Raw genomic sequence first — 15,411 nt, forward strand, 5'->3', positions numbered from 1 at the left:
TGACGTTTTTGTCGTCGCGGGTGATGGTGATGTTGTCGCCGCTGGTGAACGTCACTGTGTCGTTGGGATTGACGGCGGCCGGGGGCTGCGCGCCGGGCTTGGTGTCGAGGTTCCAGGAGCCGCCGGCGCCGTCGAGTTCGAGGACAAGGTTCTGGCCCTCGACGGTCAGTTTCAGTCCTTCGCCGGCCTTGAAGGCCGGGGCGGCCGCGGCGCTTTCCATGTCCAGCGCGCCCAGGAGCGCGCCGCTTGAGTCGAAGGCGCGGAACGAGAGGCCGCGCTTGAGCTGGGCGACGTTGACGGCGTCGGTGCCGTGCGTGCCGCCGGCCACGCCGGTGATCTGGCGGCTGGCGACCTGCACGGTTTCCGTAACGAGATTGCCGTTCAGTTTGGTATAAGTGTAATTGTACGGCGTCCGGTTGCCCACGGCGACGGCGTTGTGCGTGGATTTCCAAGCCGGCTCCGTCTGCCCGCCGGCCAAAAAGGCCGTTTCCCCGGCGGGAGTGTCCGCGGTGGCGGCGCTGCCGAGGGCTACGGAACCGGCCAGTTTGGCGTGGGCGCCCCAGCCCGCGGCGAAGGAGTTTTCCGCCGCTTCCTCAGCGACGCCGCCCGACGCGGCCAGGGAGTTCTCGCCTTTCGCCTGCGAAGCGTATCCCATGGCGGTGGAATAGTCGCCGCTGGCGATCGTGTAACTCCCCATCGCGGTGGAAGAGAAACCGCTGGCGGTCGTTTCCCCTCCCATGGCGGTGGAATAGTCGCCGCTGGCGGCCGTTTTCCATCCCATGGCGGTGGAATAGTCGCCACTGGCGGTCGTTTCCCCTCCCATCGCAGTGGAAGAGCCGCCGCTGGCGGTCGTTTGCTGTCCCATCGCGATGGAAGAGAAACCGATGGCGGCCGTCCCCTTCCCCATCGCGATGGCGTCAGCGCCGGTCGCCTGCGAGTCGGAGCCGATCACGACGAGCGCGCCCACGCCCGGAAGGGCGGCGCTGCCGATCTGCAGCTGGTCTCCCGTCACGACGATGCCCCAGCCGGCTTCCGCTGTCGTGACCGCCAGCGCCAGAGCCAGAAGCGCCCGCGCGGCGCAGAATTTTCCCTTCGTTTTCATCTTGATCCGTCTCCTTTGTGTGGCACGCCGCATGGAGCGGCGTACGATATGTTGTCTTTTGACATTTACAAGTTTAACACCCCCCCGCGTAAAGATAACAAATTGTATTCGTCGCGGCGCGGATTTTTCATCGCAAAGCGCGCCGCCGAGGGAGTCGGCGGAGGGCCCGCGGAAGCTCCCGCCTTTCGGGGCGGCGGGGCCGCGGCCGCCGCCCGAGCGACGTTTCGCGCGAAAATCCTTGAACAAATCGTTTTTCAGGAGTAGAGTAAGCGGGAAATCACCCAGAAACGGAGACCTGCCATGAATGTCCTCACCCTCGCGCTTTTGATGAGCTCCGCGGCCGCCGGCGGGATCATCAACACCGTCTGCGGCTTCGGGCTCGGCGCCGTGGCCATGTCGGTCTGGCCTTACCTGATGCCCTACATGCAGTCCGTATCGGTGGTCACTCTCTGCGGGCTGACGATCGATCTGCTGCTGCTGTCCAATACGTACCGCTTCATCAGCTGGAAAAAGCTGGTGCCGTGCCTGATCTGCGGGATGATCTTTTCCAGCCTGTCGGTCTATCTTTCCGTCGGCGCCGCCGAAAAGGCGCTCACTCGTTCGCTGGGCGTCATCCTCATCGCTCTGGGCGCGTATTCGGTGTTCTTCAGCGGCCGGATCCGTATCAAGGCGTCGCCGTTCAACGGCTGCATCGCCGGCGCGCTGGCCGGCACTTTTTCGGGGCTCTTCTCCGTCGGCGGGCCGCCGGTGGCCATATACCTCCTCGCGGGGACCGACTCCAACAGCGAATACCGCGCCACGCTGAACGCGTACTTCTGCTTCATCAACGTCAGCACCACGTGGGCGCGCTGGCGCAACGGCATCATCACGGCGCAGGTGCTGCGGGTCTGGCTGCTGCTGGCCGCCGCCGTCGGGCTGAGCATTCTCGTCGGCAACAAAGTCTTCCACAAACTCGACGGGGCGAAGCTGCGCAAAATAGTTTACGCTTACCTGATCTTCTCCGGCGCGCTGCTGCTCTTCCGCTGAGTTCCGAGCGCCGGCGGGGACCGCCCCGCAGAAAGCGGCCTTTGTTTTTTTCGCGCTTGAAAAGGCGCGCCGGAAAGCGTAAAGTGGATACATTCCCCTTTAAAAAGGAGTTTTCTTCATGCCGCCTCTCACTTTCGCCGCAGCCTTCTCGGTCAGCCTGATCGGCGCGGTCATCCAGGCCGTCTGCGGTTTCGGCTACGGGCCGGTGAACATGTCGCTGCTGCCCTACCTCTTCCCCTACGCGCAGGCGGTCGCCCTCTCCGGCCTGTGCGGCTCGACGACGGCCGTTTTCGTCGCCGCCAGCAGCTTCAGGTACATCCGTTGGAAGACCGTGCTGCCCTGCGCTGTGACGGCGCTGGTTTTTGCGGCTCTGTCGGTGCAGCTTTCCGCCGGCGCCGCCGACGGGTTCATGGTTCGCAGCCTCGGCGCCGCGCTGGTCGCGCTGGGCGTTTATTCGATCTTCTTCAGCGGCCGCCACCGACAGCAACGACGAATACCGCGCCTCGCTGAACGCTCATTTTTGCTTCACCGCCTGCATCACCACGTTCATGCGCTGGCGCAACGGGGCCTTTACCGCCGCCACGATCCGCGCGTACGGGCTCGTCCTCGTTTCGCTGCTGCTGGGCGCCTGGATCGGCGGGAAAATCTTCCGCCGCCTCGACCCCAAGCGCCTGCGCCTGCTCGTCTACGGCTATCTGATCGCCTCCGGGCTCCTGATGCTCTTCAAGTGAGAAAAAATCATCCCCCGCCCGAAAGCGCTTCCGCGCTGCGTTCTCGATCGGTTGTTCCACGTGGAACATTCGTTCTCGCAAAAAAAACGGTTCTCCGGCGTTCGTCATGCCGAAGAACCGTTTTTTTGTCGCCGCGAAATCTCAGCGGCCGTGGCGCGCCAGCCACGTCATGGCGCTGCCGGCGGCCATGGCGGCGCCGCGCCAGAGGATGCCGTCGTCGATCTCGAAGCGCGGGCTGTGCTGCGGCGTGGGGCCGTGGGACGAGGGCGTGTACATGAGCAGGAAGGTTCCCGGCCCCTTGAGCAGATAGCCGGCGAAATCCTCGCCGCCCGTGGTGGGCAGCGGCACGCGCAGGAAAGCTTCGTCGCCGAAGAGTTCGCGCCCGATGGCGACGACTTCTTCGGTCGCCGCCGGATCGTTGACCAGATTGGCGGCGCCGCGCGTCCAGACCAGCTCGGCCGTGGCGCCCGACGCCTCGGCGATCAGCTCCGCCATGTTCCTCATGCGTTCTTCGATGCGGCAGCGTTCCTCCTCGGAAAGGGCGCGGGCCGTGCCGTTCATCACGCAGGTGTCGGGGATGATGTTGAAGGCCGCGCCGGGCGTGCGCACCTTGCAGACCGACAGGACCATCGGCTTCGTGGCGCTCTGTTCGCGGCTGACGAGGCTCTGCCAGGCGTCGATGACGCGGGCGGCGATCAGCACGGGATCGACGGCCAGCGACGGGAAGGCGCCGTGTCCTCCCTTGCCGGCGATGGTGCACTGCCAGCTGTCGAGGAAGGACATGAACGCGCCGGGATAGAATCCGAACGTGCCCGCCGGCCAGTCGTGCGGCGCGATGGAACCGGCGTGAAGGCCGACGATGAAATCGGTGTGCGGATTTTCCAGGCAGCCGTCGGCGATCATGGCGTTGGCGCCGTTGCCGGTCTCCTCGCCGGGCTGGAAGAGGATCTTCACCGCGCCGTTCAGTTCGTCTTTGTGTTTCATCAGCAGCGATGCCGCGCCCAGCGCCATGGCGGTGTGCGTGTCGTGGCCGCAGGCGTGCATGCAGCCGTTTTTCGAGGCGTAGTCCACCGGCGTCTGTTCCACGACGGGCAGGCCGTCGCAGTCGGCGCGCCAGGTGAAGCACTTGCCGGGACGCCCTTCGATCAGGGCGACGACGCCGTGGCCGCCCACGCCCTTGCGGTACGGCACGCCGAGCGAGTCGAGCGTCTTGCAGATGTAGGCTTCGGTCTGGGGAGTTTCCAGCCCCAGCTCGGGGAACTGGTGCAGCTCGCGCCGCCAGGCGACGATCTGCGCGCCGAGGGCTTTCGCTTCTTCGAGAATTCGTTTCATGTTCATTCGCCCTCCTTCGCGGGACGGCCGAGCGCCAGCGCCGCGAACAGCGCCGCGCCGCGCCACAGCCAGCGGTCGTCGATGCGGAAATGGCAGTTGTGCATGTTGTACGCGGGCCCGTCGGGCGGCGGCACGACGAGGAACGCCATGGCGCCGGGAACATGTTCCGTGTAAAAGGCGAAGTCGTCGCCGGCCAGCATCGGCTCGTTCACGAACAGCGCGTTTTCGTCGCCGAACAGCGCCGCCGCCGTCTTGTGCGCCGCGCCGATCACCCGTTCGTCGTTCAGCAAGGGCGGAGCGCCGCGCGTGTACTTCACGCCGGCTTTCACGCCCATGCTCTCCGCCGTCAGGCGGGCGATCTCGCCCAGGCGCCGTTCGATCAGGTCGCGCGTCTGCGGCCACAGCGTGCGCGCCGTGCCCACCAGACGGGCCGTCTCGGGGATGACGTTGGACGTCTCGCCGGCCTCGAACTGGCACACGGAGACGACCGAGGGGCACATCGGGCAGGCGTTGCGGCTGACGATGGTCTGCACTCCGGTGACGATCCGTCCCGCCGCCACGACGGGATCGCGCGACATCTCGGGGATGGCGCCGTGGCTGCCCTTGCCCGTCAGGTCGATCTCGAACCTGTCCATGCAGGCCAGCGCCGCGCCCTTGATGAAGTGGAAGGAGCCTGCTTTTTTGCGTTCGCCCGACCCCATCGACACGTGGATCGCGAACGCCGCGTCGGGGACGGGATCTTCGAGGCAGCCGCCGGCCATCATCGCCTTCGCGCCCGCGCCGATCTCCTCGGCGGGTTGGAACAGCACCTTGACCGCGCCGTTCAGTTCGCGCCGGCGCGCCAGCAGCAGCTTGACCGCGCCCAGCCCCATGGCGCTGTGGGCGTCGTGCCCGCAGGCGTGCATGTTTTCGTTGCGCGACGAAAACGATTCGCCCGATTCCTCGCGGATCGGCAGGCCGTCGCAGTCGCAGCGGAACATCAGGCATCCGCCCGGCCGCGCTCCCCTGACCACGGCGACGACGCCGTGGCCGCCCACGCCGCGGCGGTATTCGGCCCCCATGGCGTCGAGCTGGCGGCACAGGTATTCTTCCGTCCGCGGCGTTTCCAGCCCGACCTCGGGGAAGGCGTGGAGCTCGCGCCGCCAGCCGCGGATCTGTTCCTGAAGCGCCTGGGCCTCGTTCAAAACAGTGTCCATTGCGTACTCTCCTTTAGTTTTCATGAAATTCCGCCTGCCCGGGACGGACAGGCGGAACGGCGAATTTACTTCTTGATGATGCCGGCTTTGTAAAGCGCCCGCGCCGTGATGATCGTGCCGAACACGGCGCCGAGGATCAGCGTGGCCGGATGCTGCAGCGCCGGCCTGCCGCTGGCGAAGAGCAGCCCGGGGATGCCGATGCCGGGAACGGCCAGCAGCGGTTCCTTGATGACGCAGGAAACGAACATGGCGCCGAAAACGGCCGGCACGGCGCAGCTCTTGAAGGACGCGACGATGCCGGCGGGCAGCGCGGAGAGCACCGAAGCTCCCGCCAGCGCCGCCAGCGTGACGAAGAACAGGTTGACGACCACCGAGCCCGTCAATCCCACGGTGGAAACGATCAGCGCCTCGGGCGAGCCGCTCTCGGTGCCGACGGCTTCCTGAGCCGCCGCCGAGCAGGGCACGCGCAGGTTGCCGATGTTGCCCGTCAGGAAGGCGATGTAGATGCCCACTTCGCCGAGCACGGGGAAGTAGGAGATCGGTTCGATGAAGTACACGGCGCCGCAGATCGAGACGATCATCAGCCAGGCCTGGAACGCCGCGCCCCAGCCGGGCCACGCGCCGTGGACGAGATAAAGGTACAGGTTCGGGAAGAAGCAGGCCGCGATCACGATCCACAGCGTCGTCACGCCGATGCCGCGGGCCGGACGGTTCCACACGCCGCCGAAAGCCGAAAGTTTGTCAGACATGAGTTTTCCCCTTTCTTCCCGCGATCAAAAAAACGCGGCCACGATCATGCCGGCCAGCATGGCCAGACCGAGATTGTACTCGCGCAGTTTGGGACGCTTCTTCGAGGCGCGGATCAGGACCGCCATGGCGACGCCGGCGGCGATCGTGGCGATCATCGGCTGCAGCGGGGCCATACCCGAGCCGCCCGCGGCGAGCGCCTTGCGGTAATTGCGCAGCGCCTTGCCGATCGTGTCGGCGCTGAGATAGCCGTAACAGCCGGTCGTCGCCGCCACGGCGATCAGAACCAGCCAGCGGGCGTCGCCGCCGCCGAACTTGGCGCGCACCTTTTCCAGATGAGGCGTCAGCACGGCCGCCACGATCAGCCAGCCGATGCCGTTGACCGACATCGTCCACCACGAGGCGGCCAGCGCGTTGAGATCGTATTGGGCCGAGTTGAGCTCGACGCCGTACGCCTGAGCGCCCAGCATCGCCCCCGTCATCTCGATCGGCGCCGAGCCGATGATCGAGCAGCGCAGCCACGCGATCGGCGCGCCCACGGCGCTGATCAGGCCGACCATGACGAGGAACACCGCGAACGACGGCCCCACCGACGAGACCGCGCCCGTCCACAATCCCTTGTACACGTTGCGCCGTTCGAAGCCGATCGCGTCGGCCGCCTTCAGCGACAGCCGGATGTAGAGCAGCGACTGGATCAGCGCCACCGCCACGACGATAAAGCAGAGGAACCACACCACCGCGTTGTTCGCTACCTGAAAAACTTCCTGCGGCATCACAAAACCTCCCCATTTAAAGAATAAAAATGATCTCCGCGCCGCGAAAGCGTGACTTTCGAGCGCCGAGACCATTATCCAAATTCTTGTTTTTCTTTTCATCGTTATTTCACGACGAAAAACGATCATGAAATTTTAATATTCCGTTCTCGAAACAATGATTCCCGTCTAAATGAACTTATCAGACAAAGATTCTTCACCAAAATCGTCCATTTGTTTCATCTTCAGCGCCAATTCCACGCAGAAACGGCTTTCGCTGCTGGAAAAATCCTCGCTCAGCAGGGCGCAGATCTTTCCCCAGCGATATTTGAGCGTGTTGTAATGAAGCCCCAGCGCCGCGGCGCTTTTCTTCACGCTCCAGTTGCAGGCGATCATCGTTTCCAGCGTGCGCCGCAGCGTGTCTTCCTTTTTTTCTGCGTCGCAGCGCAGCAACGGCCCCAGCTGCGCCTCGACGAATTCCCGCGCCGCCGGATTCTGAAGCGTCGTACAGAGCACGCGCGGCGCGCCCATACGGTTCCACCAGGCGATGCGGTTGCCGCCGGCCGTCCGCCGCGTCAGCTCCAGCGCCATGCGCGCCTGATTGTAGCCCTTCCAGCAGAGAAACACGTCGCCGCAGCGGCCGCTGACGCCCACGGTGACGGAAAAGCCCGTCTGCGCGGCGATCTGCTCCATCATCGGCGTCAAAATGCATTCCAACTGGCGCTGCTCTTCCTCGAAGATTCCCCGCGAGGAAAGGATAAACGCGGCCGAGTCGCTCATCTCCGCGTAGGGCACGTGCTTTTCCATGCGGCCGATGAACTCGCGGCAGACGGCGAAGATGCGCCCCTTCGACTCTTCGAGGACGGCCGGCCCCTGCCCGGCGGCCATGGCGCGGGTGAGGCGGTTCTTGTAGTCGTCGATGTCGCAGACCACGACTTTCTTGGCGCCGCCCAGATCCCAGCCGAACGAACGGGCGCGGTTCCACACTTCGTCCTTGAGGCGCAGGTTGTTCATGAGGATGTCCATGACGAACTCGTTGCGGTAACGCCGCTCCACCTGCGCGCCCGAGCTCCAGCGCTGGAAGAACAGCAGCAGCGCGCCCTTGGCCTGGGTGATGGGGATCTCGTTCCAGGACTCGCGCAGCCGGGACGGCTCCGCGTCGAAAACGAGCCAGGCGGAAGCGGACTCGCCGCAGAGGGCGATTTTCTCCCACGGATAGCGCTTCAGCACTTCCGGCAGCGGCAGCGACGCCAGCGCTTCCCGGAAAGGGCCTGCGTCGGCGCAGAGACGGTCGAAAGAACTTTCCGTACAGCGCAGCGCCAGGTTGAGATGAGTGAAATTGCGCAGCGTTTCCAGCAGATCCTCGAGGCTCGCGCACTGCACGTTCAGGTCGAAAAAGGCCTTCTGCACGGTGCTTGAATAGCGGAGCAGATGCGCCTGATCGCTGATGACGCGCGACTGTACGGGATGGAGGATCTCGGCGAAGGGCATTTCCAGCGGGATGGAGATCAGCGGATAACCGATTTTATCGGCCAATGCCAGCGCCTGCGGCGGCAGCCTGTCGATGTAACGCCCCAGTTTGATGCCCAGGGCCGCCGTGCCGGACTCGCAGCAACCGCGGATCAGCTGTTCCACGTTTTCCAGATCGCGGAACGGATAGCCCGAGGTGATCACGAACTCGCCGCCCTGCGACCATTTATAGCAGTCCGGCGCGTCGCCCACCGTCGTGCGCAGCACCTCGCGCCCCAGCCCGCCGGCTCCGCCCAGCAGGCGAAAGCCCTTGAACTCGGGCATGTTGAGAATGTCCCGTACGGTTACAGCCATTTCCCTCTCCCCCTTGACCGCCGCTTCAGCCTGTAGATTTCGCCGCGGCGGAACTGAGCCACACCCCGGCGACGATCACCAGCCCGCCGAGGATCTGCCGCGCGGAAACCGCTTCATGAAGCACCAGGCAGGAACAGACGATGCCCACCACCGGCACCAGATTCAGCAGCGCCGCCGCAGACGCCGAAAGCCCCGTCAGCGAATAATTGTAGAACAGATAAGACAGCAGCGAACAGCACACGCCCAGAAAGAGGATCGCCGCCCCCGACGAGACCGTCGGCATGATCCAGGGACGCCCCTCGAACGCGGCGAACGGCACGAAAAAGAGCGCGCCGAAGAGCATCTGCCAGGCCGTCAGCATCGACGCAGGATAGCGACCCGCCACCTTCTGAGTGATCAGATTGTAGAATCCCCAGGCGATGCCCGTGGAGATCAGCAGCCAGTTGCCCAGAGCCTCCCGCGGGCCCCGCGACACCGCCGCGCCCGTCAGCAGCGCCACTCCCGCGATGGCGACGAGGATCCCGACGACCTGACGCAGCGGCGGCATCCTTCGGCGCGCGGCGCACTCCATCAGCACCGTGATCGCCGGATAGGAAGCCACGATCAGCGCCGCGTGCGACGACGAGGTCATGTCGAGCCCCAGATTCTGAAAGGAGAAATAGAGCGTCACGCCGAAAAAACCGCTCAGAGCGATTGCCGGCAGATCCTTGTTCGCCGGCCGCCCGCGGCCGCCCGTCACAGCCCTGCAACCGGCAAAAAGCAGCGCCGCCAGCGCGGAGCGCACCAGCCCCAGCTGCAGCGGCGCGATGGTCCGGTAGGCGATCGCCGTGACGATGAACGAAGCTCCCCAAAAAACGACGGCCGTCAAGACCGCAAGATAGTGTCTGGCCATGATCAAAGTTCCGTTCCTCTGTAAAAGAATTTGCGCCCCCACGCGGAGGCAATTTATCATACCACATTCGCCGCTCGCAGCGCCCCCATCCGTCGGCTCCGGCCGTTCCCGACGTACGGACTTTCCTCAAAAAGGGAGCGCTCGCGCAAATTTTGCGATTTAAGGCATTGACCTTACCTGATTTATTTTGCCCGTCCTTTGAAAAAGCGAAAAAAACGGCTTCCTTTTGCCGGGCGACGCTCTTGCGTGGAAAGGGACGGGCGGCTGTGTTATACTATTTTTTGACAAAAAGCATTAACAGAGTTTGCAGGGCGCCCATCCTTATTAATTGAGAAATAGCATTACAGTGCCCGTGGACGCTTGACAAAAAAGCCCCCGCGGCAGGATTTTTTGCCGCGCGGGGGTTTATCTTTCAGAAAAAGGGGCTCAATAAAAAAATGCCTTCTCCCGTCACGAAACGGCAGGAACCGGAGCTGAGCTGGCGCGTCGGCGTGCCGGTCGGTTCCAATCCGCTGATCCTGCTCGACTTCGCTTCGATCCTCGTGGTCGCCTTCCTGCTCGCCTGGCTGGTGCTGCTTGCCGCGCAGTTTTACTTCGACGGATTCGTTACCGCCGCCCACGTATGGAGCGGCGCCATCGTCGCCTTCGACTTCTGCGTCCTGCTCGCGATCTTCTACGCGGTCGTCTGTTTTCTCGTCATGCGCAACCGCTACGCCGCGCTCTACCGCTTCGACCGCACGGGGGCGCACTGCGACAACCTCAAGTGCTATCCCAAAGCGCTGTCGCGCAAAGCGCTCCACTGCCTCTGCTATCCGATCGAGCCGCCGCCGTTCTCCGCGCGCAGCGTCGAAAAACACGTCGGCTGGGGCGACGTCACCCGCGCCGCCGAGCTGCGTTCCCTGCGCGTCCTCCTGCTCAAGGGGAAACGCGGCACGTTGATGCGCGTCTATTGTCCCGATCGGGAAAGCTACGCCGCCGCGCTCCGCTTCGCCGAAGCGAAGATCGCCGCCGAACGAACGCCGACCGGCGGCCAGTGAAACCGGCGGCGGAGGCCCGGCGCCCGGACGCCTGTCGAAAAAGCGCGCCCCGTAAAGAGCGCATGAGCGCCGCCCCGTCCCCGGGACACGGCGCGCCCCGTCAGCAAAAAACGAGTGCGGATGGCTGGATCGTGCGCCAGTCATCCGCACTCGTCGTTCCCGCGCTTATTCCGCGGCGAGGACGTGGACGGCGTTGCCGCTGGGGACCAGGATCGACAGGCCGTTCATTCCCGACTGTTCCTGCAGCCACCTTTCGGCCGACTGCATGTCGCGGAAAACCTGCCCGGGAAAAGGCACGTTCTCGCGCGAAGTCACCAGAGCCGCGGGGCGTCCCCGCATTTCCAGCACGGTGCGCAGGGCGATGTAGCCGGGGATCGTGAACGCCGTTTCCATGTGGCGCATAAAGGCCGACGCGTCGTGCAGCGAACTGCGCAGCGAGGCCTCGAAATCGCCGGGGCCGAGGCTGTCTTCCAGATCGGCGACCAGCACGATCGGCGCCCCGGGCTCCAGGGCCGCCAGCGGCGAAAACAGCGCCTTGGTGGCCTGGTAAAGATCGAGATCCAGCGGAAAGCCGCCGCAGGAAGAGACGGCGCGCGCCGCCCGGCGCGGGATCCACAGCGAGGCGAAGGAACGGCTCGTCTGGCAGCCCGCCTCCCACGCCTGCCAGATGTCGCCCGCCACCCACGCCGCCGGCTCGCCCACGCTGTCGGCGATCGTGTTGAGGACGAAGCATTTTTTGCCGCGCAGCGCCAGATCGGCGTAAGCGCGCTGATCCTGCGCCATCGGGTTGTGTTCCAGCAGGCCGCTGTCGGTGGCGGGATTCAGTCCGCCGTCTTTGAGACAGTGGTTGTGATTTTTGACGATCGAAAGGCGTCCGGAAACGCCGGGCATGATCATCTTGCGCCCGCCCGAAAAGCCGGCCATGTCGTGGAACGTGATGCCGCCCACCAGCACCGCCAGATCGGCGGCGACGAAGGCCGGATCGAGCGTGACCGGCGTGCCCAGCGGCGTGACCAGCCCCGTGTCCACGACGTCTTCGCAGTCGTGGCTGAGCCAGCGGTCGCCGGACATCATCGCGCCGCCGAAGACCAGTTCTTTGTCCCGCTCTTCCACGGCGCGGTGCTGTCCCGTGGCGACGATCCACGTCACCTCGGCCGATTTGTTGACGGCAAGGCGTTTTCTTACCGCCGCGTTCATCTCGGGGGCGCGGCACCAGCCGCGCGTGACGTCGGGCACGACGATGGCGATGCGGCGGGAGTCTTTCGCCAGTTCTTCCAGCGAGGGAGAACCGATGGGGCGGTCAAGCGCCTCCTCGACGGAGCACGACGCGCCGCATAGGCCGCGGCCGCGCGGCTGCGGGACGATATAGTCATACGGGCTCTGCCAGCGCTGCACGCCGCGGCCCATCTTCACCTCGTAAGTTTTCATGGCGGACTCCTTGCGACAGAAAATTTTGTCTCATTATAGTCTCATTTGAGCTAAAAGGTCAATCATCATTTCAAAAATAAATTTCTGTACATAACGCTGATTCCCGATAGAATGTGTTAGCATGGTTTTTTAGGCGCTGCGAGGGAGTTCAGCCGCTCGGAACTGCCGCGCAGCGCCCTCGTGTTCGGTTTTTTCGATCAAGAAATAGTATCAAAGCGCGCTGCACCTGCATTTCAACTGAACTGGATCTGATACGCATGAAGCGCCGCATTCCCTGCGTTGGGGAATGCGGCGCTTCATGCGTTTAGCGGCGATGGTTCCAATCGCGCGTCGCGTATTTATTTTCGATCAGGTCCTCCGCCAACGAAAGCTCGTCGTCAGTCAAGTCGTCTTCCACGAAATGAGCGTCCAGATCGCGCTCCAACGCGATGAAGAAGCCTTCTTTGAACGCGTCAAAGAGCTCGTTCCACGGAAGCGGGCGGCCAGTGAGATGGCGTATACTCGTCGCTTTTTCAAGAAACGTCGCCTTGGCCCGTTCCAATCTCCGAGGGTTTTCGTCCTTCATGGTTGCAAAAAGCATCTCCGGATTCAGGTCGTTGAGCACTGAACCATGCTGGAGTACGGAGCCAAAGCGACGGGCTTGGGCGCTCCCAACAATTTTTTTGCCGTCCGCTTCAAGCTCCCAGACCGAAAGGGCGTCGAAGCAGGCCGCGGAACTTCCCGGTTTACCGCTTCTCGGCGCCGGATGACTCATCGTTACGGGCAAATCGAGTATCCGAAAGCCTTCGGCCAGTCCTCTGGAAAGCACGCGATACGAGTCAGTGATGCTGTCGGGCAACGGGCACCCCTCATGAGGCATAACGATGCTGTAGGTCAATTCTTGGTCGTGAAGAACGGCGCGGCCGCCGGTGAGACGGCGCACGACGTCGATGCCGAGATGAGCGCAGGCGTCGAAGTTCACGTCGCGTTCGGCCTTTTGAAAATACCCCAGCGTGAGCGCAGGAGGCCCCCAACGGTAAAAACGAAGAGTCGGCGGCACGCGTCCGGCGGCGCAACAGGTCATAACGGCCTCGTCGATCGCCATGTTCCACGCGCCCGAATGGATTTTGGTATCAATGAATCGCCATTTCATGAGGGCACCTCCTTGTTTCCTTGCCGGTGACGGGCGTCAGATCGTTCAGGTCTGTCTGAGCAAATAAATGCGTTTCTTTCAAGGCCTGGATGACCTCTGAGTTTTTCAGCGGGCGAGGGTAGTTGTACATCACGCCGTGTCCGGGATTTTCGTTGTAGTAAGGACGGTTGCAGTCGCGGCATCCCGCCGTCTCAAACGCTTCGCCGGAGGATAGGACTGACAGCAGTTCTTTTATGTCTCCGTCAATGCCAGAGAGTCGCCCATTCGAAAAAGACATGTCGGAAACGCGCCGACGTTTCGTTTTGATCAACCAGTTTGCCAGCTGAACGCGACGGTAGCGTCCGGCCTCGGGGGGCGGGCACTTCGCCATGCGCGTGCCGCGCAGAGGCGTGAAGGCGAAAAGCCCCACGGTGACATTCAGGTCGTGCATGTTTTGTATCGCGGCGATCACGTCTTCCTCCGACTCTCCAAGACCGACGATGAAGTGCGTGGTGATTCGGCCGGGGTAGCGCCTCGCGCACTCGGTCAGGAGTTGGACCTTGCGAGCGTAGCCCGTGCCTTTCACCTGATCATGAAGGGATTGAGTAGCGGCGTCAAGCGCAATGCTTACTCGCGCCGCCCCGCTTCCCATCAGTCGATCGACCTGGCTGGCGGAGGTGATATTGGTCGAGACGCTGACGGGGAGCGATACTGCGTTCGTCACGGCTTTGAGAATAACGAGGGTGCGCTCAAAGGAACCGGCGTTCAGGGTAACCTGAATGCACGCACGGCGAATAGTCCCGCCTCGAGCGGCGGTGATAAGGCCGCTGAGAACGTCTCCTAAGTCATAAACCGGCCAGATAACCCTTGAGAGATGATCTTCTCCAGTTTCGGCCTCTCGCGCCTGAGCGCAGAACGCGCAATTGTGCGCGCATCTGCCGCCCGTATCCATCAGATACGCTGTGGTGGGAAGCGCGTCGGATTTAAGACGCGCAAGACCAAGAACAGCTGCGGTGCCGATTGACAGACGTATCTTCACAATACGCAGCACTCCTTCCGGTCGATCAGCTCAAGGCCGAGCGAACGCGCCAGGCGCAGCGCCGGCGGCGTGGGATTCACAAGACGGTTGAGGCCGCTGGCGACGGCAAGCGTGTCAAGTTCGGCTCTGTAGCGTCCTGCCGGGCGCATGCATCCAAGATTGATCGATTGGCGCGGGAACAGTTCCCGCGCGCGGGCAAAGACGTTCGCGACATCCTCAAGCGGAGGCGGCTGGCGGTCGGCAAAAGCCGTGCCGGGGGTCGGTATGAGAACGATAAAGACCAGCGCGTCAGCGCCAAGTTCGGCGAGCACGCGCAGCGCGTCGTATTCGCCACGCACCTGACCGCCCCAGAGGCCGACGCAAATGTGAGGGACGACCCGGGCTCCAGCGGCGCGCAGCCGGCGATAAGTATCAATATAATCATCTCCGGTACGCGTCAGAGCAAATACATCACGGATAGTCCGATCGTCAGTCACCATATCGAATGAGATCCGATCGGCGAGCGGCGCTAAAACGTCGATCTCGGCCTGGCTGATGAGGCCGGCGTGCACGTTGATTTTCAGCCCGCGGCTCTTAAGCCGCATTACGAGTTTTTCCTGGCGGGCGACTTCAACCTTGCCGGCCGGCGTGCATCCGCCCGAAAGGAGACAGCTGGTATAGCGCCCCGTCGCGAGAGCCGCTTCAATTTTTTCAATTGGAGTCATCCCCTCGAGGTAGTGCCCACCGCAGTGAGCGCAGTTGAGAGCGCACTTCGCGCCTGTAAGCGAAACGGCGAGCGTGGAGCCGGGACGATCGCAGATCAGCTGCGGCGGAAAATGCGAGCGGGCCGTGTTCCAAGCGCGCTCGACCGCGGCCCTTGCTTTTAGCGAAAGTCTTGTCAATTCGTCGGCGGTCATGGCGGCGTTCCTTTCAGTCACATCTCTGCAGAAACATTTTATTTATTATAGCACGGCCGCTCTCTTCTCATACTGATTCTTGATAGAAAGCGTCAACATAGTTTTCCGGGGGCTGCGAGGAAGTTCACTCGCCCAGAACTACCTCGACTGCCGCGCGGTCCGCGCGGCTCTCTTTGTGAATCTCCCTCGCAGCGCCCTCGTGTCCGGCTTTTTGCCCGAGAAATGGGTATTGAACGTTCCGCTGGCGGTCACGTATGATCCGGCGGAACGTTTTTGATTTCCGTCGGCGCCGTACTAT

At 63.2% G+C, this 15,411-nt stretch carries 13 protein-coding genes and 2 pseudogenes; 4 read left to right on the forward strand and 11 right to left on the reverse strand.

Annotation, left to right across the window (positions count from 1 at the left end):
• A pseudogene (locus D7D26_RS05210) lies at positions 1–1,102 on the reverse strand (hypothetical protein); the annotation flags it as partial.
• A 300-nt stretch (positions 1,103–1,402) separates the two neighbouring features.
• Here D7D26_RS05210 and D7D26_RS05220 point away from each other — a divergent pair.
• The 3 genes and pseudogenes from D7D26_RS05220 to D7D26_RS12850 all read left to right on the forward strand — a co-directional run bounded on the left by D7D26_RS05220 (position 1,403) and on the right by D7D26_RS12850 (position 2,859).
• A complete protein-coding gene (locus D7D26_RS05220) occupies positions 1,403–2,128 on the forward strand; it encodes a sulfite exporter TauE/SafE family protein (protein WP_120372313.1) in 726 nt (241 codons plus the stop codon).
• A 118-nt stretch (positions 2,129–2,246) separates the two neighbouring features.
• Positions 2,247–2,561, forward strand: a pseudogene (locus tag D7D26_RS12845) (sulfite exporter TauE/SafE family protein); the annotation flags it as partial.
• A gap of 115 nt (positions 2,562–2,676) precedes the next feature.
• Positions 2,677–2,859 carry a hypothetical protein gene (locus D7D26_RS12850; protein WP_342447422.1) on the forward strand — a complete coding sequence of 61 codons (183 nt, stop codon included), beginning with the start codon at positions 2,677–2,679 and terminating at the stop codon, positions 2,857–2,859.
• Between the two features lie 141 nt (positions 2,860–3,000).
• On the opposite strand, the gene D7D26_RS05230 is transcribed toward D7D26_RS12850, so the two are convergent.
• From D7D26_RS05230 to D7D26_RS05255, 6 genes are all read right to left on the reverse strand, one after another.
• A complete protein-coding gene (locus tag D7D26_RS05230) occupies positions 3,001–4,191 on the reverse strand; it encodes a M20 metallopeptidase family protein (protein WP_158606278.1) in 1,191 nt (396 codons plus the stop codon).
• 2 nt (positions 4,192–4,193) lie between these two features.
• Positions 4,194–5,387, reverse strand: coding sequence for a M20 metallopeptidase family protein (locus D7D26_RS05235; protein ID WP_158606279.1), 1,194 nt, complete (start codon positions 5,385–5,387; stop codon positions 4,194–4,196).
• Between the two features lie 65 nt (positions 5,388–5,452).
• A complete protein-coding gene (locus D7D26_RS05240) occupies positions 5,453–6,136 on the reverse strand; it encodes a hypothetical protein (protein ID WP_078015719.1) in 684 nt (227 codons plus the stop codon).
• 24 nt (positions 6,137–6,160) lie between these two features.
• Entirely contained in the window at positions 6,161–6,907 is a 747-nt protein-coding gene (locus tag D7D26_RS05245; protein ID WP_078015720.1) for a DUF5058 family protein, read from the reverse strand.
• Positions 6,908–7,075: 168 nt separating this feature from the next.
• Positions 7,076–8,710 carry a PucR family transcriptional regulator gene (locus D7D26_RS05250; RefSeq protein WP_120372316.1) on the reverse strand — a complete coding sequence of 545 codons (1,635 nt, stop codon included), beginning with the start codon at positions 8,708–8,710 and terminating at the stop codon, positions 7,076–7,078.
• A 25-nt stretch (positions 8,711–8,735) separates the two neighbouring features.
• Positions 8,736–9,602 (reverse strand): DMT family transporter, encoded by an 867-nt coding sequence (locus D7D26_RS05255; RefSeq protein WP_158606280.1) that lies wholly within the window; start codon positions 9,600–9,602, stop codon positions 8,736–8,738.
• 437 nt (positions 9,603–10,039) lie between these two features.
• Here D7D26_RS05255 and D7D26_RS05260 point away from each other — a divergent pair, with 437 nt between their 5' ends.
• On the forward strand, positions 10,040–10,639 hold the full coding sequence (locus D7D26_RS05260; protein WP_078015723.1) for a hypothetical protein: 600 nt from the start codon (positions 10,040–10,042) through the stop codon (positions 10,637–10,639).
• A gap of 165 nt (positions 10,640–10,804) precedes the next feature.
• Here the strand turns inward: D7D26_RS05260 and D7D26_RS05265 are convergent, their stop codons facing one another.
• The 4 genes from D7D26_RS05265 to D7D26_RS05280 all read right to left on the reverse strand — a co-directional run bounded on the left by D7D26_RS05265 (position 10,805) and on the right by D7D26_RS05280 (position 15,113).
• Entirely contained in the window at positions 10,805–12,067 is a 1,263-nt protein-coding gene (locus D7D26_RS05265; RefSeq protein WP_120372318.1) for a lactate racemase domain-containing protein, read from the reverse strand.
• 304 nt (positions 12,068–12,371) lie between these two features.
• Positions 12,372–13,199, reverse strand: a complete 828-nt coding sequence (locus D7D26_RS05270) for a lipoate--protein ligase family protein (RefSeq protein WP_078015725.1) — start codon at positions 13,197–13,199, stop codon at positions 12,372–12,374.
• Positions 13,180–14,217 carry a radical SAM protein gene (locus D7D26_RS05275; protein WP_078015726.1) on the reverse strand — a complete coding sequence of 346 codons (1,038 nt, stop codon included), beginning with the start codon at positions 14,215–14,217 and terminating at the stop codon, positions 13,180–13,182. The genes D7D26_RS05270 and D7D26_RS05275 overlap by 20 nt, the downstream gene beginning before the upstream one ends.
• On the reverse strand, positions 14,214–15,113 hold the full coding sequence (locus tag D7D26_RS05280; protein WP_120372319.1) for a radical SAM protein: 900 nt from the start codon (positions 15,111–15,113) through the stop codon (positions 14,214–14,216). The genes D7D26_RS05275 and D7D26_RS05280 overlap by 4 nt, the downstream gene beginning before the upstream one ends.
• Between the last annotated feature and the right edge of the window lie 298 nt (positions 15,114–15,411).

Source organism: Pyramidobacter sp. CG50-2, from assembly GCF_003612005.1.
In the GTDB taxonomy this organism is placed as follows: domain Bacteria; phylum Synergistota; class Synergistia; order Synergistales; family Dethiosulfovibrionaceae; genus Pyramidobacter.